The organism is Sporosarcina pasadenensis, from assembly GCF_047228845.1.
In the GTDB taxonomy this organism is placed as follows: Bacteria; Bacillota; Bacilli; order Bacillales_A; family Planococcaceae; genus Sporosarcina.
Map to the genome: position 1 here is coordinate 648,040 of NZ_JBFEGM010000001.1, position 23,101 is coordinate 671,140.

The 23,101-nt window shown below is 43.2% G+C and carries 20 protein-coding genes; 4 read left to right on the top strand and 16 right to left on the bottom strand.

The window, feature by feature from the left end; genetic code table 11:
- Positions 1-43: 43 nt before the first annotated feature.
- The 4 genes from cbpB to AB1K89_RS03300 form a co-directional block, all read right to left on the bottom strand.
- Complete coding sequence (cbpB, locus tag AB1K89_RS03285; protein WP_413053339.1) at positions 44-481, bottom strand: cyclic-di-AMP-binding protein CbpB; 438 nt, start codon at positions 479-481, stop codon at positions 44-46.
- Positions 482-598: 117 nt separating this feature from the next.
- A complete protein-coding gene (locus AB1K89_RS03290) occupies positions 599-835 on the bottom strand; it encodes a hypothetical protein (RefSeq protein ID WP_413053340.1) in 237 nt (78 codons plus the stop codon).
- 248 nt (positions 836-1,083) lie between these two features.
- Positions 1,084-1,842 (bottom strand): 2,4-dienoyl-CoA reductase, encoded by a 759-nt coding sequence (fadH, locus tag AB1K89_RS03295; protein ID WP_413053341.1) that lies wholly within the window; start codon positions 1,840-1,842, stop codon positions 1,084-1,086.
- A gap of 138 nt (positions 1,843-1,980) precedes the next feature.
- Positions 1,981-3,687 carry a putative bifunctional diguanylate cyclase/phosphodiesterase gene (locus AB1K89_RS03300; RefSeq protein ID WP_413053342.1) on the bottom strand — a complete coding sequence of 569 codons (1,707 nt, stop codon included), beginning with the start codon at positions 3,685-3,687 and terminating at the stop codon, positions 1,981-1,983.
- A 217-nt stretch (positions 3,688-3,904) separates the two neighbouring features.
- On the opposite strand from AB1K89_RS03300, the gene AB1K89_RS03305 reads away from it, so the two are divergent.
- Positions 3,905-4,366, top strand: coding sequence for a YkyB family protein (locus tag AB1K89_RS03305; RefSeq protein WP_413053343.1), 462 nt, complete (start codon positions 3,905-3,907; stop codon positions 4,364-4,366).
- Between the two features lie 67 nt (positions 4,367-4,433).
- Here AB1K89_RS03305 and AB1K89_RS03310 read toward each other — a convergent pair whose 3' ends face one another.
- From AB1K89_RS03310 to AB1K89_RS03330, 5 genes are all read right to left on the bottom strand, one after another.
- A complete protein-coding gene (locus AB1K89_RS03310; RefSeq protein WP_413053344.1) occupies positions 4,434-5,306 on the bottom strand; it encodes an NAD(P)-dependent oxidoreductase in 873 nt (290 codons plus the stop codon).
- Positions 5,307-5,454: 148 nt separating this feature from the next.
- Positions 5,455-6,699, bottom strand: coding sequence for a hypothetical protein (locus tag AB1K89_RS03315; protein ID WP_413053345.1), 1,245 nt, complete (start codon positions 6,697-6,699; stop codon positions 5,455-5,457).
- Positions 6,642-7,850 (bottom strand): DUF58 domain-containing protein, encoded by a 1,209-nt coding sequence (locus tag AB1K89_RS03320; RefSeq protein WP_413053346.1) that lies wholly within the window; start codon positions 7,848-7,850, stop codon positions 6,642-6,644. Before AB1K89_RS03320 ends, AB1K89_RS03315 begins: the two co-directional genes overlap by 58 nt.
- On the bottom strand, positions 7,850-8,785 hold the full coding sequence (locus AB1K89_RS03325; RefSeq protein ID WP_413053347.1) for an AAA family ATPase: 936 nt from the start codon (positions 8,783-8,785) through the stop codon (positions 7,850-7,852). Before AB1K89_RS03325 ends, AB1K89_RS03320 begins: the two co-directional genes overlap by 1 nt.
- Positions 8,786-8,801: 16 nt before the next feature.
- Entirely contained in the window at positions 8,802-8,981 is a 180-nt protein-coding gene (locus tag AB1K89_RS03330; protein WP_413053348.1) for an aspartyl-phosphate phosphatase Spo0E family protein, read from the bottom strand.
- Between the two features lie 184 nt (positions 8,982-9,165).
- On the opposite strand from AB1K89_RS03330, the gene AB1K89_RS03335 reads away from it, so the two are divergent.
- Positions 9,166-9,354, top strand: a complete 189-nt coding sequence (locus AB1K89_RS03335) for a YkvS family protein (RefSeq protein WP_060210187.1) — start codon at positions 9,166-9,168, stop codon at positions 9,352-9,354.
- Between the two features lie 49 nt (positions 9,355-9,403).
- Positions 9,404-10,051 carry a hypothetical protein gene (locus tag AB1K89_RS03340; protein WP_413053349.1) on the top strand — a complete coding sequence of 216 codons (648 nt, stop codon included), beginning with the start codon at positions 9,404-9,406 and terminating at the stop codon, positions 10,049-10,051.
- A gap of 235 nt (positions 10,052-10,286) precedes the next feature.
- Here the strand turns inward: AB1K89_RS03340 and AB1K89_RS03345 are convergent, their stop codons facing one another.
- Together AB1K89_RS03345 and AB1K89_RS03350 are read right to left on the bottom strand one after the other, a co-directional pair.
- Entirely contained in the window at positions 10,287-10,727 is a 441-nt protein-coding gene (locus AB1K89_RS03345; RefSeq protein ID WP_413053350.1) for a MarR family winged helix-turn-helix transcriptional regulator, read from the bottom strand.
- 84 nt (positions 10,728-10,811) lie between these two features.
- Positions 10,812-12,242: an ATP-binding protein gene (locus AB1K89_RS03350; RefSeq protein ID WP_413053351.1), complete on the bottom strand. Its 1,431-nt coding sequence runs from the start codon at positions 12,240-12,242 to the stop codon at positions 10,812-10,814.
- Positions 12,243-12,440: 198 nt separating this feature from the next.
- On the opposite strand from AB1K89_RS03350, the gene AB1K89_RS03355 reads away from it, so the two are divergent.
- On the top strand, positions 12,441-14,192 hold the full coding sequence (locus AB1K89_RS03355; protein WP_413053352.1) for a B12-binding domain-containing radical SAM protein: 1,752 nt from the start codon (positions 12,441-12,443) through the stop codon (positions 14,190-14,192).
- A 46-nt stretch (positions 14,193-14,238) separates the two neighbouring features.
- On the opposite strand, the gene AB1K89_RS03360 is transcribed toward AB1K89_RS03355, so the two are convergent.
- The 5 genes from AB1K89_RS03360 to AB1K89_RS03380 all read right to left on the bottom strand — a co-directional run bounded on the left by AB1K89_RS03360 (position 14,239) and on the right by AB1K89_RS03380 (position 22,856).
- A complete protein-coding gene (locus AB1K89_RS03360; protein WP_413053353.1) occupies positions 14,239-15,588 on the bottom strand; it encodes a TrkH family potassium uptake protein in 1,350 nt (449 codons plus the stop codon).
- 125 nt (positions 15,589-15,713) lie between these two features.
- Positions 15,714-16,466, bottom strand: a complete 753-nt coding sequence (locus tag AB1K89_RS03365) for a TerC family protein (protein WP_413053354.1) — start codon at positions 16,464-16,466, stop codon at positions 15,714-15,716.
- A gap of 241 nt (positions 16,467-16,707) precedes the next feature.
- Positions 16,708-17,799, bottom strand: coding sequence for an SDR family oxidoreductase (locus AB1K89_RS03370; protein ID WP_413053355.1), 1,092 nt, complete (start codon positions 17,797-17,799; stop codon positions 16,708-16,710).
- A 117-nt stretch (positions 17,800-17,916) separates the two neighbouring features.
- Positions 17,917-20,985, bottom strand: a complete 3,069-nt coding sequence (locus AB1K89_RS03375; protein ID WP_413053356.1) for an efflux RND transporter permease subunit — start codon at positions 20,983-20,985, stop codon at positions 17,917-17,919.
- 296 nt (positions 20,986-21,281) lie between these two features.
- A complete protein-coding gene (locus AB1K89_RS03380; protein ID WP_413053357.1) occupies positions 21,282-22,856 on the bottom strand; it encodes a peptide chain release factor 3 in 1,575 nt (524 codons plus the stop codon).
- Positions 22,857-23,101 lie beyond the last annotated feature (245 nt).

Consider the following 23,101-nt stretch of genomic DNA (forward strand, 5'->3'; position numbering starts at 1 on the left):
CAAATGGAGCCTTCTATTCAAGGAAAAATTCATTGAACAAAAATTATTTCGTGTAAAGATATTTTTTGAATTCCTTCAACATGACTCTTCTTGTCAGTATACCCGCAAATGTGCCATCTTCTTCAGTGACACATAAGAATGTGTTATTAATAAGCAAATCTAATCCTTTTTGAAATTTATCAGTTGTTATAATTGTAGGAATGTCAGTTTGCATGATGTGGTCTACTCTCAAGTCGGCAAGTTTTTCGTATTCGATCCGTTCCATGCCCAAGATTGAGTCTGTAATCATCCCGATACCTAGCAATCCCCTTAGTTGGTTCTTAACGTCAATGACAGGTATTGCTGAATAACCGGTCTTCGTCAGGACTAGAAGGGCGTGTTCAGCATTATTGCCGATTTGGACACATGCCACTTTCTCTGCAGGAATTAGATAATCTGCAATCGGCACCTGAAGAAAATCCCTGTTATTTACAGAAATCATTGAAAATCGCTCCTTCTGATCATAAGCTGTATACCAAATTCTACAATTCTATCATACCATACTAGTTAGTGAACATCCCATTGAAATATGAAAAAGGATTCATAAGAAAACCTCTCCCTAATTGGAAGAGGCCCAGTAATAGAAAATGACAAACAGTATGAACAGCGACGCCACACCGATTACCCAGATGATCGGGTTCAATGAAAACGGATGATCTTCCACAGCTTCCGGTATTCTATGATCCTTATCATTAAATGACGTTGCAGCTATAGCATCCCATTTCCTGACCGCTCTCCATCCGATAAGTCCGATGATTGCAAAGACGATTGCTAACGGAAAAATCCATATAGCCATTATGGATACTACCTCCCCTATTGCACCAATTGGAATTAGGATGTGCAGGTTGGGGAATAAAATACATAACACTGTTGATTTCCGCTACAGGCGAACGCTTTCCGCGGGCACGGCTTCAATCTCCTCGTCACTGCGTTCCTGCGGGGCTTTCAGCTCGTGCTGTTCCCGCAGGAGTCGTCGCCCTCCGCTACAATCAATAATACACTGCGCGTATCACTAGAGTTTTCATCGACCGGATAGACTCTACATTAGAAAGGATATTGATTCAACCATTGTCCACCGTCGAGCGTGACGATTTCGCCGTTCATGTAGGAGGCTTTGTCTGACATGATGAAGGCTGCTAATTCGGCGATTTCTTCAGGCTTGCCTACTCGTCCGAGCGGGACAGAGTTGATCGTCCGCTTCACCGCTTCCTCCGATTGGAATAAACGTTCCGCTCCGCCTGTCCTCTCAATTGGGCCAGGTGCAATTCCATTCACTCTGAATCCAAACTTCCGTCCCCATTCAACAGCAAGCGTACGCGTCAATGACATGACACCAGCCTTTGCGGCAGCCGAATGGACAACACCCGGACCTGCATCCCAGGCATACGTTGCAAGCATATTCAATATGGAACCTTTTTGACCTTTTTTGATCCAGTAGTTGCCGACTGCACTCGTGCAATAAAAAGTTCCATTCAGCACGATATCGATTACGGCATTCCAGCCATTCGGAGAGAGCTCTTCTGCATGTACAAGGAAATTTCCGGCTGCATTGTTCGCGAGACCATCGATTTTCCCGAACTTCTCGTCTGCAAACTCGACCATGCCTTGTACATTTTCAATGTTGCGCACGTCCATCTGATAAGTATACGCACGTTCCCCGATTTCTACCCGTGCAGCTTCCAAGCGTTCAGTATCACGCCCAGTAATAATGACATGAGCTCCTTCGTCGGCAAATTTTTTCGCCATGGATTTCCCCATACCGCTAGATCCGCCTGTAACGATAATCACTTTGTCTGTAAACATGATAATCCCCCATTTCCAATGAATGAATATTCACTCATAATTATATCATAATTTTCTGCATTAGACGACTACTGCAAAATAAAAAAACTTCCTTTTTCGTGGCATATTCGCCTCGTTGCAGGAAGTCTCATCTATAAATTATGTAAAATACTTTTCAACGATTTCCGAGGCTGGGATTGCTTTACTGAATAAAAAGCCTTGTGCCTTATGGCAATCCGCTTCTCTCAAGATCTTCGCCTGCAAATCTTTCTCCACGCCTTCCGCGATGACTTGCATCCCGAGACTGTGGGCAAGGTTAATGATTGTCTTCGCAATCGCCTCGTTCTTTTCATCGAGTTCAATATCTTTGATGAATGAGCGGTCGATTTTTATAATATCAATCGGATATTGCTTTAAGTAACTAAGTGAAGAATAGCCCGTCCCAAAATCATCGACTGAAATCGTCACTCCGATTTCCTTTAATTTCTGTAAGGTGGATAATGTGTCCTTCATATACATCAAAGCAGTTTCCGTTATTTCAACTTCAAAAGACGAGGGATGGATTCCATGCTTACCAATGACGTTTTTTGCTTTTTCTGCAAATGCGCCTGTCCGGAATTGTTTGGAAGAGATATTGACCGCAATACGGACAGGTCTGAACTGCTTATCCTGCCACTCCTTTAACTGCCTGCATACAATTTCCAGCACCCAATCGCCAATTGAATGGATTAAACCTGATTCCTCCGCCAACGGAATGAATTCGGCTGGAGAAACAAAACCGAACTTCCGGTTATTCCATCTTAACAATGCTTCGAAACTGTCAATTTCACCGGTTTGCAAATTCACTTGCGGCTGATAGTGGAGTTCTAACTCATTAAATTCAATTGCACGGCGCAAATGAGCTTCCATTAAAGCTGCATCGGTGAAGGAAGTGTTCATTTCTTCACGGTAAAACCGGTAATGAGAGCGTCCACGTTCCTTTACATAACGTACAGCTTGCTCAGCTTTTTGGAGCAGCTCTTCCAATGACGTTCCGTCGTCAGGGTAAACTGAAATACCAATCGAGGATGAAAGGAAATACTCCTGATGATTGAAATAGAACGGTTTTGTAAAATCACTTAATATCTTCTGTGTAAGCTTTTCAGTTTTTTCAATGGAGTGGTTTTGAAGCAAGATGATATATTCATCCCCGCCATTCCTATATAGCTTTCCCTCTTTTGGACAAACTACCTTAATGCGATCTGCGACCCTCTTCAGGATTTCATCTGCACCGTTTCTTCCAATTGAATCATTGATCGTATTGAAACGATCCAAATCTAAATGTATTAATGAGAGCTTCTCATCACTTCGAATGGCATACTCTGCATCTACATTAAAATGTTCTTTCATTGCTCTCCTGTTCCATAAGCCTGTCAGCTGGTCATGGTACGATAGGAATAAAAGTCTTTCATTGTTCTTGTTATGATAAGAAGTATCCCTTAAAATTAAGTGGATTTCCCGTATTTCTCCCCGGACCGAGACCGGGATCGTCTTCACGTATGCGGATAAATATTGGCCCCGTTTATGAAAGAACAGTATCCCTTCCATTTCAATCGATTCTCCGGAAAATGAACGCGATAAAAAATTCTTGAAGTCGCCAACTTTGTCATCGCCGATCAAATCGATAATGGCACGACCTGACAATTCTTTCAATCGGTAGCCGAACGCTTTATGGACTGCAGTATTTGCATATGCAATACGGCCATTTCGATTGACCGTGATAATTGGATCTAAATTATGATCGATGACGGACATGTATTTTTGTTCGTATTCCAATCTTTTTTTCCGTTCCATCATCAATGCTTCCTGTAGTCTGTTATTGTCCATGTATGCCTCCATGCATGTTATGCTCCTATGTACAATAATTTTGATTATAGACGCCGAAACAGATTTTTCTACGTTATTTTACAAGTATACCTTTAATTCCGACAAAAAAATAGCCGTTTGCAAATATTTCGGTTATCTAGAGTAAATCGCTTTGAAATTGTTTGGGGAACCAGTATGATAGTGTTAAGAAGAACATAACGAAATGAGGGGGAATCCATTGAAAAAAGAAGAAACGGTTCGTCAACTTGCCATCGCCATTTATACAGTGAACCGGCATGCGAAAACAGCAACGAATAACCGTGAACTATATTCATTAAAAAACAAGGCGATCCAACGGCTGCTTCAGTCGGGGGATGCAAAAAAAATCGGCTTGCATTTTGTCGACAATCCTCAGCTTAGCCAGCAAAGCTCCACTGTGCTCGTAAAGTGCAGCGATTTCCTCTTTCATACCTTACCGGAAAAAGGCGACTTCACGTCCCTTCCTCATTTAGGCACGCAAGACCAAACTTTCCGCAATCCACAAGAGAGAATGAATTTAAAAACAGCCAAGGAGTTACTGAGTGAGTTTGTCGGGGAGCAAAAGGTACCGATAAAAACGAGGAAACAAACATTCATTCCAAAACGTCCAAAAGTGTCCAACACACAATCATTCCGATCGTCTTATTTAGACGGTAAATAATAAAAGGCGAATTAACGGGCAGTTCTAGAAAATCAGTTGTACTGATTGACTGGACAGCCCGTTTGTTTTATCCGCGTCTATATTGTTTGTACAAAACTTGAGTCCCTTTTTCGCCATATCCTTCTTCGACGAGTTCATTGTACATTTCCTTCGCCAATTGGAGGCCTGGCAATGGCAATTTCATTAACTCCGCTTCTGCCAAGGCGATCTTCATATCCTTCAGGAAATGCTTAACGTAAAAACCGGGTTCAAAATCCCCTTTGATCATGCGTGGCGCCAAATTTGAAAGCGACCAAGACCCCGCAGCACCCGAGGAAATGGATTTGAGAACTGTTTCTAGATCAAGACCCGCTTCCTTTCCATAAGCCAGAGCTTCACACACGCCGATCATATTCGTTGCAATGGCGATCTGGTTGCACATTTTCGTATGTTGGCCTGCCCCTGCTTCGCCTTGATAGACAATTTGCTTTCCGAACACTTGCAGTAGAGGAAGAACTTCTTGGAATGTCTGTTCATTTCCTCCGCACATAATGGACAGCGTCCCGTTTTTCGCTCCGACATCCCCGCCTGAAACGGGAGCATCGATTGAGGAAATCCCCCTCTTTTCCGCGTCGGCAGCAATTTTTTTCGCCAATGCTGGACTGGATGTCGTCATATCGATGAAAACCATCCCTTCACGTGCATTCTCAAAAATTCCAGCTTCTGAATAATAGACCTCTTCCACATCAGTTGGATAACCGACCATTGTCAAAACGATATCCGCGCCGGCAGTTGCTAGTCCCGCCGTTTCAGCCCATTTTGCTCCGTGTTCAATTAGTGCTTCCGCTTTTTCCTTAGTACGGGTGAATACAGTCACTTCATAGTCCGCTCTCAATAAATGCTTAATGATGCTGCTTCCCATTACACCTGTTCCAATAAATGCAATCTTTTTATTCCCCATCATAACCCCTCCATCTTTACTGTCATTATCCATTATAAGCGTTTCAGACAAAAAAAGGAGGACAGATCCTGTAATAGGGTCCGTCCTCAAAAGGGGGAAATGAGAATGTTGCTGTGTTCAATTATAATGTCCCCCGTTTGAAAACATCTTAAACCTCTTTTTTGAAAAAAGTTTTTTTAATATGATCGAGCTCTTGGAGAAATTTAGAATGCTCCCCTTCAGAAGGTGTCCGTGAGCCATAGCGGACATCATTGTAAATCGATAATATCCATTCATTCTGCTTCCAGCCCATACGAGAAAACCATTCTCTTACTGTTTCCCCATGTAAACGGCTGAAATTGTATTCTTGCGCTTCCTTCTCGAACTGTTCGAATGTTTTCCTTACTTCATCCCGTGCAGATGAATAGTCGTACAACAACTGACGATGTTCTTCTGGTTTTTCTCTTCTTCCTTTAAAAGAGAAAGAATATGTCTCCAGTTGTTCCACTTCTCGTTTCTTCGCTTTTTTTCGTAGAAGTATGATGATAATTACTATAAGGGTTACTAAAACCAATCCTAACGAAGTATACTCGAAAATGGAAGAAGTGGCACCGTGAGTATTCAACTCCTCATCCATTCTAAAATCGATGTATTCTTCTACTATTTCCTCTAAATTTTCTTCTATGAATCGTTCAGAACCCGATTTAAAAAATTCAAGGAGGGAATCCGTCGATTTCCCAAAAAGTGTTAGGATACCACCGAAAAGAAAGCCGAGCACACCTATAACGCCTCTCCTCACCGGATCAAGAACAAAGAAGACGACAATAAATGCAGCAGCCCCCAATCCGATAATGTAACCGAAAATCTTGCTCGCTTCCCTTACTTTGAAATTGCCTAATTGCCGACTATTGACGGTAATCGAAACCATACGTATAAAGAAGTACAAGAACGATGTTAATAGAAAGAGAATCAATTGCTGCATCATAAGTTCTTTTGGGTGATTATGGGCAAAAATCAATCTCGCCATGAAAAAAAGCACTACGAAAACAAGTGTGTTGACCGACAAAAATGGCCATCCTTGAATTCTGGACCCGTTGAAATTCGCTTGAATCCTCCACAAAATATACACGAAGAATATGAGCATATTCATTAGTGGCGCGTTGAAAAGTAGTAAAGATGATGTGAGCACTAGTGCCAATCCAGCACCATAACCGAGGGAATAATCGCGATTGTAAAACAGGAAATAAGCGATGATTCCTCCCATAATTGAGATGAATATCCATACATACGGCATTGCGGATCCAATTTCCCCTAGAAAGAAAATGAATACATAGGATAGGAGAAACATTTCGACAATTAGACGTTCAGATAGGTTGAATCGGTTCCGGTCTTTTTCGTATTTTGATTGTCCCAAATCCTTTCATTCCTTTCATGGGAATTGTCCAAAATGACTTCATAACGTTTCACCCATTGTTTTGCGAGAGCTTTTATACGATCATTTTCATGAGTGATCAAAACTACTGTTTGAGAAAGCTGTCCCGTCCCTTCCATATGTTGAAGCATTTCTTCAAAAGGCAATTTCGCATGTTTGTCCGATATTTTCGCAAGCATAACCATCAATTTCTGAAATTGCACTTTTCCTGATCCGCTAGGCAAAATCAAATACGGTTTTGCTCCAAAACTCCGTATATTAATAGCAACTGAATACGGAATATCATTCTTCATGCAGTAATCTGCATACGATACGAGACGCTCGACCTTTGTTTCAAAGTCCAAAAAACCTCTGTCTTTTTCAATTGTGTTCATCATCAGAACAACACTTTGCGAGCTGACCGGAAGGAATTCCTTCGTCTGCAATTTTTGCATCCTGGCACTTGCTTTCCAGTGAATCTGGTCAAAGCGATCTGTTTGTATATAATCCCGAGTACCAATTGGCTGGAATGAATCGATGAACAAAGATTGTCTCTGTTCGATTTCCCCAGGTTTGAAAGGCGAAGATTTCAATTCCCTACCGAGCGGAGTCACCCTAGGATACACTAAGCTTTGATAATATATCGGCTCATTCAGTTCCATAGTGACAAATCCATCGCCAAATAGATGAGGGATTTCTAACATGACCCTTGTCACTCTCGACATCCCCCTTTTTTTACCTTCAAGAGGAATTCGGATCTCCACTTTTTTATTCCCGCCTATAGCAAAAGGGACCGTCAAATCATAGATTCCACTATAATGCTTCTTATCATCCGCGCTTGGAGCAACAGCATCTTCAAGCGAGAGAGTCAATGTTCCATTCCATATGGGCACAGTTCCATTCTCGAACTCCATGACGAGCTCTTCCGTTTCGCCGATCAAAATCCGCTTCTGCTTCGCACGAAAAGCGACTGACAAACCATTTCCAACTTTAGAAAAATAGATATTTTGGAATGCGAGCATCGCAAATACTGCTGCAAAGCAAGCGGCAAGCCACACTTGCAAATAAATGAAGGCGAATAAGAAAAAAACTGCTGTTATGGTCATCCCTTGGTGAATCGATTTAAAACCATGTTCATAACGTATCCACTTCATTAGACAGTCGCCTCAAGCGGTGCTGTGATGGAACTTGCTATTTCTTCAAGCACTTCTTCGATTGTTTTCGTCAATACCCCTTCCGTCGAAAGTTCCATCCGATGCAATGCGGCTGGAGGAAGAATATATTTGACGTCATCCGGAGTGACATAATCCCTGCCTTCAATATAAGCTTTCGTCCTCGCAGCCTGTAGAATTGCGAGAGCGGCACGGGAACTTAAACCAAGATCTAAGTAAGGATGCTCCCTAGTTGCACGGACAATCTTCAATATATATTTCTCCACATCTTCATGTACTGTCACTTCAGCGGCTTCAGCAGCCCATTTTCCGACCGTTTCGGCATCGATGATCTCCTCTGTCATGATTTTGCCAGGATTCTTGCCGTATTGACGCAATATCTCATGCTCCTCTTCAAATGACGGGTAATCGATGTTCAGTTTGAATAAAAACCGATCCAACTGCGCTGCCGGCAATGGGAACGTACCTTGCTGAGATTCAATCGGATTTTGTGTCGCAATGACCATGAAAGGTGTCGGCAATTGAACCGTTTCCCCATCGATCGTCACTTGCCTCTCTTCCATTGATTCCAACAAGCTTGATTGTGTACGAGGAGTCGCCCTGTTTATTTCATCTGCCAATAATATATTTGTTGAGACCGGACCAGCTTTTAGGATGAATTCCTGTGACTGCGGGTTATAATAACGAATGCCAGTCACATCCGAAGGCAACACATCCGGTGTAAATTGGACACGTTTGAAGTCCCCTCTAAAAGCATTCGCAAAGCTCTTGGCCATCATTGTCTTACCGGAGCCGGGAACACTTTCAAGCAATACATGTCCCTGCTGCAATAAAGCGATGAGCATCAAATCGAATTCTTTCTCTCTTCCAATGACAGCTTTGTTCAATTCTGTTCGAAAGTCTTTAATTGTTACCAATGTAACCCCACCCTTTCTAGTTTTCTGTCCATTCCAACTGTCCAGGCATTCCTTCACGAGAATTGTATTCATTGATCAAGCGATCGAGCACTTGGCTTATCTTTAATGTCTCTATTGACGAGTAGCCCTTTTGGCCAGCAATTATGATCAATTCCATGCGCGTCGACTCAATTTCAGCTTCCAATTTCCGCTTCATGCGCAATACCTCCCGTGTAAGATATACCTAAAAGACCATTATACAGGATTCTATAGAGAAAAAGAAATTCAATTTCCGACATTTTCCGACAAATGAAAACGCTTTTATTTAGTATGAAACACTTTACGTATTACGCTTTTTCAGGCAAACTATAAAAGATAATCTGTTTAAGGAGTGTTTTATAATGAAGATTGCAGAGGTTGGCAATATTATAGAGTTTAAAGATGGTTTGCAAGGAATCGTAGAGAAAGTGAATGAGAACTCCGTCATCGTTGATTTAACTTATATGGAAAACTTCGATGAGTTGGAACTCGAGGAAAAGACAGTCGTCAATCATAAACGCTATACGATCATCCACGGAAGCGATGAATGAAACATTTTTCACCTTCGTTCGTCCAATTATTGAATAGGAGGGATTTTCAATGAAATTCAATTGGAAAATAGTGTGCACAGGATTTGCAGCTGCGATTCTCCTTACAGCTTGTGGAACTGATAATGCGGAACAAAAAGAAGGGGCAAACCCGGATAACGCAGAACAAGTTGTCGACGAGACAAATGGCAGCGTAACAGACGGTACGTCAACAGATTCTGATTCCAAGTCTGGTTCAGAAAGCGAAGGCGTCGAAGAGCCAACAGATAAGATGGCTGGTGCTGTATTGACTGAAAGTGATGAGCAATCATATGCAATTGAAGTACTGCCCGGCTATACATTGACAAGTGAAGAGCCTGGACGGGACAGCTTGTATGCTGAGGAGAATTCAAACGCTTTTATGCGGATTGAAACTCAACCTGCTGAAGACGGATCGTATGAGTATTTATTGGAAAATATGCAAGAAGTGTTGAAAGCTGCGAGTAATGGCGGAGAGCCAGAAGAATTGACAGATGTTTATTCAGACGTGGCTGATAAAGGCATCGATAACGTTAAGGCGTTCAAGGTGGATACAGAAACAGGCCCAGTTACGGGAGTTGTTTTTGAAAAAGATGGTATGGTCGTAAGACTTACTTTGTTTGACACACCAGAAGAAAACTACAAAGAAGATTTCTTGAATATGGGACAGACGATACAGTAAACAAAAGCGGAGGGCGCTCGGAACCACTGCTCGTAATGCTTCGCTTTTACTCCCAAAAGCTGTTCTTCGTCACAGCTTTAGCTGCGACAGGCATAAGACAAAGATACGAAGTGGCGGTCTTTGCCACGTAGTAGCTTTATCTTATGACCCGAGCAGCTAGCGCCCGGAGTATAGACGTGAATACCGTAAAAAAGCCGAACAGGTTAATCCTGTTCGGCTTTTTTATGGAATGAAATTAAGACAGATTCTTTATGGACAAACCTAATTTCCTCAGCAGTTCGATTGCCGTTTCCTGTTCCGAGTTTGAAAGGACGGACATCAATTCATTAATCTTTTCTTCATGGGACGGAAAAATTTCTTCGATCAATTCCTTGCCTGCATCAGTGATGGACATATATGTAACCCTTTTATCTTCCTTGCAAAACACGCGTTTAAGAAGCCCTTTTTTTTCGAGCTTATCGACTACATATGTCATTGATCCACTGCTCAGCAATATTTTTTGACCGATTTTTTGAATCGGCTGCCTACCTTTATGGTATAAAAGTTCGAGGACAGCAAATTCCGTAGGATTCAGCTTATAGGACTCTATCAGTTTATTCGCCTCTTCTAGGACAACTTTGCTTGCCCTTGAAAGGACGATGAATAATTTCAAAGCACGCTCTGTATCATTTACCATTGTTCGGATCCACCTTTTATTTTCCTGTCAACGACTCGACACTATTATATATATAAATGGACGAATGTGTCAAAACGAATCGGTTCAAGAGACGATGGACTGTTTGCTCGGCAAAGAATTGTTCACACCTTCTTTTGCCCTAGGAAAGGATAATGTGAATTTCGTGCCGATGCCGATTTGACTTTCAACACCAATTGCACCCCCGTGGTCTTCCACCGTTTTCAGGACGAATGGCAGACCCAAACCTGTACCGCCTGGCTTCGAGCTGAAGAAAGGCATGAATACTTGATTCACTTGATGGCGCGTCATCCCTTTTCCCGTATCCGATATTGACAGGATCAATTTACCGTCAGACTCGGCAAGATGAATGGAGAGCGTTCCCCCAATTTGCATTGACTCCAATGCATTTTTAAATAAATTCAAAAGCACTTGCTTTATCTTATCAGGATCGCCAAACATGAGAGGATTACCGTTAAGTTCCACTTGCTGAACAACTTCGATACCATCCATGACAGCTTTTGGGGATAGTATTGAAACCATATCTCCTACTAATACTTCGAGGGAGAAGACAGATTTCTTCTTTCCTGACGGTTTCGATAGGACAAGCATCTCCCCAAGGATGGACTCCATTCTTTCGATTTCATCCTCAATTACAGAAATATAACGAATCGAGTCCTCTGTAGCCGACACTTTCAACAGTTGTGTAAATCCCTTTAATGTCGTGATGGGATTTCTTATTTCATGGGCTATGCTTGCCGCAATCTGACCAACTGCAGATAATGAACCCGAATGGGCCAACTGAACTTGGAGATTTTCTTTTTCCGTTGAATCGGACATTTGGACGACAAACATATTTGTTTCTTTATCATAGGAAGTTATAATATGATAGTATCTTGTATCCTCCACTGATCTTTGATACGTTTTAATGGATTCAACAAACCCATGACCTTTTACCTTTTCAAGGATATCCTGAACAGGTTCGTCATGGTTAGGGTCAACTATAGATAGGACTTTGCTTATGCAATGACCAACCAATTCTTTTTTCGGTTGATTGATAAAAATAGTATGCATTTCGTTCACATCGCGGATTTTCCCATTGTGATCGACCAACAGCAAAAAATTGGACGATTGCCTGAATGCGTTAAAATATGTTTTTAAAGAAGGTATATCACAAGGATTCTGCATGTCAAACTTGGCAATGATCTTCTTGATATCAGGAATATAGAATAATTGCATATGACCTTGGCAATTTTCGTTGAAACATAAATTAATCGACATTTTTTCCATCAACATTTGTTCCGATTTCCCCGCTCGCTCAGAAAATGCTGTCCAATCACGCATGGAAGTCGAATCGATGATTTCATTGATATTTCTCTTGTTTATTATGTCGAATTGCATTTTAAATGGCTCATTTTCATAATAAATGTCTCCATTTAAATGTAAAATCAAACTTGGTCGAAAACTATCATCCACTAGAAATGACAAGTTTTTTCTCATATTATCGAAATCACTCAATTTGATACCTCCTGTGCCTATTACCAAACAGTATGTGAAACGACAAGATTTCATGCGAACGAATCGGAAGTGATCGGAAATTAATTTAAATTAAGAACCTTCAATTCTGATTATTTCATATTGTCAGTCGTAATGACATAGTACAAAAAGACTAAAAATGACAACTAATAATGAGTATTATACCAAAGGAGTAGGAATATGAACATAGTCCTGACAACATTAAATGCAAAATATATTCACACGAATCTCGCAATACGATATTTAAAATCGTATGCAATGCCCGAATACGAACCTATCTTGGCTGAGTATACAATTAAAGATCCGACTTTAAATATTGTATCAGACATTTATCAAAAAAAGCCAAATATTGTCGGATTCAGTTTGTACATATGGAATATAGAAGAGTCCATCAAAGTCATCAGGACCTTAAAGAAAGCGAATCCTGAGATGGTCATTGTCGCTGGAGGACCCGAAGTGACGTACGACTTTGACAAGTGGTTGGAAAAAGTGCCTGAAATCGATTTTATCGTGCTGGGCGAAGGGGAAAGGACCTTTAAGCAACTGCTTGATTACCACTCTGGGAAGATTGGTATTAACGAAGTGCAAGGTGTCGCCTATATGGAAGATGGCAAGTTGAAATCATCTGCTCCCGGTCCAAAACTCGACTTGCGTGAGCTGCCCTCCCCTTTCCGATTTCCTGAAGATGTCCCCCATCTTTCCAATCGGGTGACATACATCGAGACGAGTAGAGGATGTCCGTTCTCTTGCCAATTCTGTCTGTCTTCCATCGAAGTCGGTGTCCGTTATTTTAATCGGGATTCAGTCAAAGATGATATTCGTTTCTTGATGAAGAATGGTGCAAAGACAATCAAATTCGTCGACCGCACCTTCAATATTAGCCGGAGCTATGCGATGGAGATGTTCCAATTCCTAATTGATGAACATCTTCCTGGAACAGTGTTCCAGTTTGAAATTACAGGAGACATCATGCGTCCGGAAGTAATCGACTTTTTAAACGAAAACGCTCCCGCCGGCATCTTCCGTTTTGAAATCGGTGTTCAATCGACAAATGACCTGACGAATGAGCTTGTGCAACGTAGACAGAATTTCGAAAAGTTGTCCAGAACAGTCACTATGGTGAAAGAGGGCGGGAAAATCGCGCAGCATCTTGATTTGATCGCCGGACTGCCGGAAGAGGATTATGATTCATTCAGAGATACATTCAACGATGTGTTCGCCATGCGGCCTGAAGAGCTGCAGTTAGGCTTCCTTAAGCTATTAAGAGGGACCGGCTTGCGAATCCAGGCAGAACAATTCGGGTACACATATATCGATGAGGCGCCATACGAAATTTTATCCAATAACGTCCTTACATTCGATGACATTTTACGGATCAAGCAGACCGAAGACGTACTCGAAAAATATTGGAATGACAATCGTATGCCGCGGACGGTTGAGTATCTTGTTTCCGAAGTGTTTGAAACACCTTTCGACTTCTTCCAGCAATTCGGTACGTTTTGGGAAACGCAGGGTTGGTCCAGAATCGGCCACCAACTTCAAGATTTATATACAAGGCTGGAAGAGTTCCTCCTTGTATCTGGGAAAACGGATATGAACATTGTCAGAAGCCTAATGAAGATTGATTATTTAGCCCATCATACATTCCAACCACGTCATGTTTGGTGGAATGACAACCTGGATCCGGCAACATTGACGGCAATCGAGCGGTCGGTCTTAGGTAACAAAGAACTGTTAGACAAAGTGACGACCCCGACACGGCTTACGGAGAGGAACATCCGGAAGCATACATTCATCACACCAGTCGCCGTCAGACCGATGGAAGCAAATGAACAGGATTTTTCGAAGGAAGACGGTTACCTCATCACGTTCTTCTGCAAAGGGCAACAACCACAATTTCATTTTCTCGAAGAAGCAAATTGTGTAGTATGATAAACAAAAAGCATCTTTCCTCACTTTGAAGGAAAGATGCTTTTTTTCATCCGATGATGACACGTTCTTTAGGATAGGCGAAAGGCTTTTTGTTCGTCTTCCCGCCTAATGTATACAGGAACGAAATAAGTCCGACCCTTCCTATGAACATGAGGACCATAATGATCAATTTACCGATAACAGACAAGTCGGACGTAATTCCGAGCGACATGCCACAAGTACCGAATGCGGAAGTAATTTCAAACAACAGCGCGACAACAGGCACGTCCTTTTCAGTAAGGAGCAAAATAAGCAACGCTGTCATGACCATCACCGCCGCAAGCAAAATGACTGCATAAGAGCGGTAGACGTCTATAAGCTTGATTTCACGCCGGAATATGTTGATGACATTATTGCCCTGGGCAAAGTTGAATAGGAACAGCAGAGCAATGGCGAATGTCGTCGTCCTAATCCCCCCTCCTACCGAACTCGGGGAAGCCCCGATAAACATCAAGGAAGAAATGAAAATGTCAGTAGCCTCACTGAACTGGGTAATATCGTACGTCGTCAATCCGGCCGACCGTGAAGAGACAGAGTGGAACAATGATGCAAAGATCTTTTCATGCCATGCGAGCCCTTTGAAAGAGTGGAACGACTCAAGGATGAATATGAGCAGCGCCCCCCATATAAGCAGTAGACCGAAAGTGACAGTCGTAATTTTCGTGAAGAGAGAAAACCTGAAATTAGGCACTTTCTTCGAGAAAAAACTTTTCACTTCTATAAGAACCGGAAAACCGATTGCCCCAAGGACAATTAAAATCATCGTGACAGTTTGCACGAAGTAATCATTGAAGTAAGGGTGCAACGAGGATCCGGTAATATCGAAACCAGCATTCGTCGTTGCAGATACCGACATGAACATCCCATTCAATAATGCTTCACGGAATGAATCGTAATACTTCATAATATACAATGTCAGTATAATTCCACCAGTGAGTTCAATCAAAAAGATAATCCGGACAATATGTTTAATGAGCTCCACAACTCCGGCTAGCGAATATTGGTTATGGTCCACCATAATAAGCTGGCGTTCACGAAGTCCGATTCGCTTCTTGACCAATAGCCAGAAAAAGGTCCCGATCGACATGATACCGATGCCGCCCAATTGAAGGACGAGCATGAGCATGCATAGCCCGAAGACCGAATAGGTGTCCCCTATGCTAATAGGAGTCAGTCCAGTCACACTCACAGCACTTACAGCTGTGAATAGACTATCTATGAAGCTGACGTCGACGCCTGGCAAATAAACGCCTGGCAAATTCAACAATAGGAAGGAAAATCCGATAGCCAAAAAATAATAAAACACAATAACTTGTGCAGGTGTAAACCGACGGAGATTTTCCCTTGTGAATTTCATAAGATCAGACCTTTCTAAAAAGATGGAATCGTCTTCCCATTTTAGTGAACTTCTCTGAAAAAGGAAAGAAAACTACAATGAAATAACTTTGACCGGTACATTTAATATGTACCGGTCAATGTGTATCACGCTTTTTTTCGGTTTTTCGCCATGGCTGTCAAGTAACCGCCTACAGCAATTGCCAAAAGCACTACCCAGAAGGTCGACTTCCAAATTGTCGAATGTGGAAACGCCTCATCGATAATTTGAAGTTTAGGATGTGACAATGTCAACACGACCAATTTAACCCCTACCCAGCCGACGATGAGGAATGCCGCTGTTTCTAGCGATGGGTATTTTTCAAGAAGCACAACGAACTGTCTTGCAGCAAAACGGATAATGACGAGACCGATGATTCCGCCGAGTAACATGACGACGAATTGCCCTCCGTTTATTCCACCGATATGAAAGTCTCCAAGCTCCGGCAAAGTCACGGCCAAAGCGACAGCCGCAAGCATCGAATCGAGGGCGAATGCGATGTCTGCAAGCTCCACCTTAAACACTGTCATCCAGAAGCCGGATTGCTTACGCTGTTTTTTCACATCATTATGTTCATCTTTCCCTCTATCTAATAAGGCTTTGATCGATATGAATAATAGATACGCAGCCCCTAACGCTTGTATTTGCCAGATATTTACTAAGAACGTAATCATGAACAACGCAGCGAAACGGAAGACAAATGCCCCGAGTAGCCCGTAGAATAATGCTTTTTTCTGTTGCGGCTTCGGAAGGTGTTTCACCATAACAGCCATGACAACTGCATTATCCGCAGCCAACAATCCTTCGAGTGCGATCAATACAACTAGTACCCATGCGTATTCCAATAATATTGCTTCCAACTTATTTCCTCCTTATTTCTCCAAATAAAAAAACCCTCACCTAATAATAGGCAAAGGTCTCGCTAAGTCAGAAATTTATGTAGTAAAAATCCTGCTATCATAACCGATGGCGCTTGCCATGTATTGACGACTATGAAATAGGTTGCCCTATAGCTACTCCCCTTTGACAACTGTCAAAAGAATTATTGAGTTGTTGAGTGATTCTGTAGTGATTATACCATCAAATATTTCCGGACACAATTTATTCACCTATTTTTATTTGGAATGCATCATTAAGCTTATGTTCCACGTAAAATTCAGCCATTGAAGGGATCGTTTTTATGAAATCCGGACAGACGATTGCGCTGCCTTCAAGTAGTTTTTCGGCTAATGATGTATCAAAATGGGAATTCCAATTTAAATAATCCAATGTCTCGACTTCAACCCCCAGCTTCCGCTGAACAAAAGTAGGTTTAAGCGACAATTCAACAATTTTCTGCGGCAATCTTCCTTTCGGCTTTTTTCCGGTTAGCGCAATTGTCATTGCCCTGAAAACTTCTTCAACCGGGTGCGGCGAAGGATCCGTCAAATGGATCGTCTTGCCAACCGCTTCATCTTTGCCGGAGAGGTAGATCGTTGCGCTAAGTATATAATCAATCGGAACGACATTGATGCGTGCATGCGTCTTTCCGACATACGGAATGAAAGGCATCCATCGTAAACGGTCTATCATATTCATAAAGAAATAAGGACCGTCAAACTTCATCGTCTCCCCAGTCACAGAATGCCCACGAACGATTCCTGGCCGAATGATCGTAATCGGCTTTTCCTTTTTCAGATTTTCAACAAGAAGCTCAGCCTCGAATTTTGTCTCCTCATAATGGTTTTTAAAGGCTGTCGGGCGAACGAGTTCCGTTTCCAATAAACGCCCTTCCCTCCGCCCAGCTACATATGCTGTACTAAAATACATATACCGGTCAATTGACGGATGTTCATAGACAAATGCATTAACATGGCGCGTTCCTTCAACATTCACCTTCCAAGCAATGTCGGGCTTTACAGCGAGGTCGTAAATAGCGGCCAAATGCCATATGGTCAGCCTGTACCCACGTATTTCTGAAAGATTTTTCTTCGCCAACGCAAGATCAGGCTGTGTAATATCGCCGATAATTATTTTCACAGGAACCTCTTCGCCAACCTCTTGCATAATTTCACGAATCTTTTGCTGCGCATTTTCGGCTTCATGCTGCAAGACAAGTACATAAATCTTTCCAGCCTCGCCCTGACGAATTAACTCTTTAATGAGCTCAGTTGCAATGAACCCTGGAAATCCTGTAAAAAAATGAGTCCGCATAGTTTTTCCTCTTTTTCATCCATTATAGCATTATAATAAACCAATTCATATGATCATTCACACTATTTGAAAATAGAGAGAGCCCGGAGACACTTTGCATCTCCGAGCTTGTATCTACTATTTATTCATTTCAACGGCTCGCCTTCTCGTTTGCCGGTCGAACAAGCTATAGACGATCGGCACGATATACAGCGTAAGGAAGGTGGAACTGATCAATCCTCCGATAACAGCAATCCCCATAGGCTGGTTCATCTCTGTCCCCTCACCGATGCCGAGCGCTAATGGCAACAGCCCTAGAATCGTCGTCAAGGCCGTCATCAAAATTGGCCGGACACGATCCCGCACTGATGCGATAATTGCGTCATACGAAGACATACCCGCCTCTTTCCGCTGATTTATATAATCAACGAGGACAATACCGTTATTGACGACGATACCGACGAGCACGAGAATCCCGATGACTGCAGTCACACTTATCGGCGTATTCGTCACAATTAAGCCGAATGCCACCCCGATCACCATCAGCGGTACGGAGAACATGATAACGAACGGATACTTAAATGATTCGAACTGCGCAGCCATGACGATGTAGACGAGGACGACTGCAAGTACGATCGCCATGAGCATGTCATTGATGGCGCTCTCAAACAGTTCCCGATCGCCGCCATAAGACATTTCCGTCTCTTCCGGCAGATCGATACGATCAACTATTTCATTCACTTTGGTAGTCATGTCGCCTAATGATATTGACGATTCATATTTTACATCGAAGGTGACTGAGTGGGCTTGGTCAACACGTTGGATGGACACTGGCCCTTCCGCAATGGAAATCTTTGCGATGTCACGTAATGCGATGAATTCACCGGACGGCGACCTTAATTTAATCTGCTTCAGTTTCTCGATACTGTTCCGATACTTTTCATCATACTGGACGATGATCGAGACAACATTCTCCTTTTTATCTACGAATTGCGAAGCAAATTGACCGCGTGTTATTGAATTCACAGTTTGCGCGATTTGATAAGGGGCGAGTCCAAGGTCAGATGCCTTCTCTCGATTCACATCGATATGGATCTCTTCGACCGTATCTTGAAGATTATTCGAAATTTCAAGTACCGAATCCATTTTCCGCAGTTCTTCATCGAGTTTAGCTACCGATTCGTTCAGCCTCATCTCGTTCGTATCTTTCAATGTGAAGGATAGTGTATTCGGACTAGATCCAGCTGCAGTCTGCATCTCAAAGCTGACGCGTGCATCTTCTCCTACTAGATTCAGCACATCGGGTTGTACATCATCGACAAACTCAAATACCGAACGACTCCTATCCGCAAGCGGTGCGAGCTTAACGTACATTTCGGCACGATCCGATTTGGAACCGCCTTGCGCCATACTTTGCTGCGTCCCCCCGACAAGACTGACGTATACGTCAATATCTTTTTCCTCTTTTAACCTGTTTTCTATCTTTTTCACGACGTCATTTGTGGAAGATAGCGATGACCCATTCGGCATCTTAATTGAGATGCTGAAGAAGCCCTCATCCGTCGGTGGAAGGAATTCAGTGCCAACCTTGAACAATCCGAAACCGCTTCCCGCAAGAAGGACGATTGTCAAAAGAATAATGACAGCACGGTGCCTGAGCGACCATTTAACAGATCGTTCAAATCTGTTCAATGTCTTTGAACGACGTCTTCTCGCTTCGATATTCTTACGTGGCTTTGTAAGCATCCGACTTGCCATCATCGGCACTACTGTCAATGCAACGACGAGGGACGCAAAAAGACTGAAGGAAATTGTCAATGCGAATTCCGTAAAAATCTGCCCGATCAAACCACTAATGAAAATGACGGGGACAAACACGGCTAGTGTTGTTAACGTCGAAGCGGTAATCGCGCCGCTAATCTCTTTAGCACCATCCCTTGCCGCTTCCTTCCTGTCTTTCCCCATCGCTATATGCCGTTCGATATTCTCGATGACAACGATCGCATTATCGACCAACATCCCGATTCCTAACGCCAACGCGCCAAGCGTCATAATATTGAGCGAAAAATCGGCGAAAAACATAAGCACAAACGTGACGATGACCGAATAAGGGATGGCGATGCCGATTATGATCGGGCTTTTGATTCCCCTGAGGAATAAGAATAAAACGATCATCGCAAATAATCCGCCAAGCAACAATGATTGTCCTATATTTCCAACGGCGAGCTTCACATAGTCACCTTGGTCGAACAGAATATCCGCTTCGACACCTTTATATTCCTCTTGAGCGAGTAACTGATCCAGCGCATCCTTAAATGCTGTGGAAACTGTTGCGGTATTTGCACCAGATTCCTGCAGCACCGACATGAGGACAGCCTGCTGATCATTCGCCCTCGTTTCAGAAGTCGATTTTGCTTCAAGCATCGCAACGTCTGCAACATCTGCAACCCTCACTTTGCCGCCAGTCAGCGGATTGACACCGACGGCGACATTCCTGATGTCGGTTATTGTCGTCAGTGCACTTATGATCCTCGTTGTCAGTTGCTTTCCGTCGTTCGTTTCAATCGGTTCACCAGGCATCGATACATTGTTGGCTTGGATCGCCTGAACAATATCCGACTGGACGAGCCCAAGATCCTCAAGCTTTTTTTGATCTAGGATGACTTGGACTTCTTCCACTAATTTACCTGTAACTGTGACGCTCGCGACTCCTTTCGTCCGCCTTAGCTCAGTTTCGAGCCTTTCGGCGATATCCCGTATATCTGCTTCTTCCGAGCTCGTCCGAAGCGATAACTGAATGACTGGGAATTGGGCAGGGTCGAATTTCATGAATCTAGGAGCATTCGCACCTTCAGGAACTGGCACTTGGTCAATTCGTTGCATGATGTCCAGTTGCACATCATCGATTTTAGTGGACCAGTCAAACATGAGAAGAATGAAGTTTGCGCCTTCCTGTGATGACGATTGCATTGATTTTAATCCAGGTGCGGTAGATAAACTCGCCTCCAGCGGCTTCGTCAGTTTCTCACTCACTTCGGTTGAAGAAGCGCCTGGATAGTTAGTGACGACGACTGCTACCGGCGGATTCAACTCAGGAATGAGTGTCACCGGAATTTTGAAGAAGGAAACTGCCCCTAGGATGATGACTAAGAACATTGTCACAATCGTAAAGACAGGTCGTCTTATGGAAAAATTGCTGATTTTCATTTGCACATCCCTTTCGTGAAACAAACGCTTACTTCTATCATATTGAAAGTCGCATTTAACATCAATCGCGAGCTATCAGAACCGGATATCCGCTACAGGCGTACGCTTTCCGCGGGCGAGCGGTGAGCCTCCTCAGTCGCTATGCTCCTTCCGGGGTCTCCCCTGTCTCGCTTTCCCGCAGGAGTCGACGCCTTTCGCTCCAATCCCAATCATAAATCCAGTTCTACAACAATTGAAATATTCACATTAAAAAACCGGAGAGACTTGATATGTTAAGTCTTCCGGTGGGGTAATAATTATAATAAGCTGTACAGTCGGATGTCCGGATATTTGTCGCCGAACCAACGTAGTGCAAAGTCGTTTTCGAATAGGAATACAAGATTGTCATAACGGTCCTTCACGAGCATGGAACGTTGACCCGTCATCGACTCTTTCACGTCGCTCTCATTTTCAATCCAGCGGGCTACTTTGGAACCGATGTGCTCCATATGGACTTCCACATTGTATTCATTTTTCATACGGTGCTCGAACACTTCGAATTGGAGTTGGCCGACAGCACCTAATAAGACTTCTTCCGTGTGCAACGTTTTGTAATATTGGATGGCGCCTTCTTGAACCAACTGAAGGATCCCTTTATGGAAATGCTTCGATTTCATAACGTTTTTCGCTGTGACACGGACGAACAGCTCAGGCGTGAACTGCGGTAGTGCTTCGAATTGGAAGTTCGATTTCCCTCCGACAACAGTATCGCCGATTTGATAGTTCCCTGTATCATACAAGCCGATGATGTCGCCTGCTACCGCCTCGTTAACCGTTTCGCGGTCATCCGCCAGGAATTGCGTCGTCTGAGATAATTTGATCGTTTTCGAAATACGAGGTACGGTCACCGACATTCCTCTTTCGAATCCGCCGGAAACAATCCGGACAAATGCGATACGGTCACGGTGAGCAGGGTTCATATTCGCTTGGATTTTGAAAATGAAGCCTGAAAACTCCTCGGAATTCGGATCGACAAGTTGATCATCCTTCGTTTTCCTAGCTTGTGGGGCAGGTGCAAATTGAAGGAATGTCTCCAAAAATGTCTGCACACCGAAATTCGTCAATGCGCTTCCGAAAAATACAGGCGTCAATTCACCTTTAGCAACCCGTTCCACATCGAACTCATTGCCGGCTTCATTCAAAAGCAAGACGTCTTCAAGCGCTTGCTGATAATAGGAAGTTTCCGTCATCGGATGCTCAACTGCCAGCTCGCCTTCGTCGTTCAACGGAAGGAAATGGCTGTCCCCTTCGACACGAGCTTGCTCAATACGATTGTTATAACGGTCATAAACGCCGATGAATTCTTTCCCCATGCCGATCGGGTAATTCATCGCGTATGATTCGATTTCCAGTACTTCTTCCAATTCTTCCATCAACTCAAGGGGTTCTTTCCCTTGACGGTCCATTTTGTTCATGAACGTAAAAATTGGTATGCCTCTCATCCGGCATACTTTGAAAAGTTTGATTGTCTGCGGCTCGATTCCTTTTGCCGAGTCAACCATCATGACAGCTGCATCAACCGCCATTAACGTTCGGTATGTGTCTTCACTGAAGTCTTCGTGTCCCGGTGTGTCCAAAATATTGACGCGCTTGCCGTCGTAGTCGAATTGCAACACTGAGGATGTTACTGAAATTCCACGTTGCTTTTCGATTTCCATCCAGTCGGATGTCGCGTATTTGCCTGTCTTCTTCCCTTTTACTGTACCTGCGTCACGGATGGCACCGCCGAAATAGAGCAGTTTTTCCGTCATTGTCGTTTTCCCGGCATCCGGGTGGGAAATGATTGCAAACGTGCGCCGTGATGCAATTTCTTCATGTATAGGTTTTTGCATTTTGTCTGAACTCCTTCTTTTCCACTTTTCTAAGCATAGACAGATTGCAAATCATTTTCAACAATTTTTTCTCGTAACTTTGTAAATTATACTATTGATTTCCGTTACAGGCGGACGCTTTCCGCGGGCGGTCCGTGAGCCTCCTCGGCGCTTGCGCCTGCGGGGTCTCACCTGGACACGCTTTTCCCGCAGGAGTCGCCGCCTTCCACTTCAATCAAAGAAGGATAAATCAAACAATAAAGTAA

What these genes read in the sequence shown, in the direction of transcription:
- cbpB (WP_413053339.1), bottom strand. Translation starts at nt 481, where the DNA reads ATGATTTCTGTAAATAACAGGGATTTTCTTCAGGTGCCGATTGCAGAT.
- AB1K89_RS03290 (WP_413053340.1), bottom strand. Translation starts at nt 835, where the DNA reads ATGGCTATATGGATTTTTCCGTTAGCAATCGTCTTTGCAATCATCGGA.
- fadH (WP_413053341.1), bottom strand. Translation starts at nt 1,842, where the DNA reads ATGTTTACAGACAAAGTGATTATCGTTACAGGCGGATCTAGCGGTATG.
- AB1K89_RS03300 (WP_413053342.1), bottom strand. Translation starts at nt 3,687, where the DNA reads ATGGACAATAACAGACTACAGGAAGCATTGATGATGGAACGGAAAAAA.
- AB1K89_RS03310 (WP_413053344.1), bottom strand. Translation starts at nt 5,306, where the DNA reads ATGGGGAATAAAAAGATTGCATTTATTGGAACAGGTGTAATGGGAAGC.
- AB1K89_RS03320 (WP_413053346.1), bottom strand. Translation starts at nt 7,850, where the DNA reads ATGAAGTGGATACGTTATGAACATGGTTTTAAATCGATTCACCAAGGG.
- AB1K89_RS03330 (WP_413053348.1), bottom strand. Translation starts at nt 8,981, where the DNA reads ATGAAGCGGAAATTGGAAGCTGAAATTGAGTCGACGCGCATGGAATTG.
- AB1K89_RS03335 (WP_060210187.1), top strand. Translation starts at nt 9,166, where the DNA reads ATGAAGATTGCAGAGGTTGGCAATATTATAGAGTTTAAAGATGGTTTG.
- AB1K89_RS03340 (WP_413053349.1), top strand. Translation starts at nt 9,404, where the DNA reads ATGAAATTCAATTGGAAAATAGTGTGCACAGGATTTGCAGCTGCGATT.
- AB1K89_RS03345 (WP_413053350.1), bottom strand. Translation starts at nt 10,727, where the DNA reads ATGGTAAATGATACAGAGCGTGCTTTGAAATTATTCATCGTCCTTTCA.
- AB1K89_RS03355 (WP_413053352.1), top strand. Translation starts at nt 12,441, where the DNA reads ATGAACATAGTCCTGACAACATTAAATGCAAAATATATTCACACGAAT.
- AB1K89_RS03360 (WP_413053353.1), bottom strand. Translation starts at nt 15,588, where the DNA reads ATGAAATTCACAAGGGAAAATCTCCGTCGGTTTACACCTGCACAAGTT.
- AB1K89_RS03370 (WP_413053355.1), bottom strand. Translation starts at nt 17,799, where the DNA reads ATGCGGACTCATTTTTTTACAGGATTTCCAGGGTTCATTGCAACTGAG.
- AB1K89_RS03375 (WP_413053356.1), bottom strand. Translation starts at nt 20,985, where the DNA reads ATGAAAATCAGCAATTTTTCCATAAGACGACCTGTCTTTACGATTGTG.
- AB1K89_RS03380 (WP_413053357.1), bottom strand. Translation starts at nt 22,856, where the DNA reads ATGCAAAAACCTATACATGAAGAAATTGCATCACGGCGCACGTTTGCA.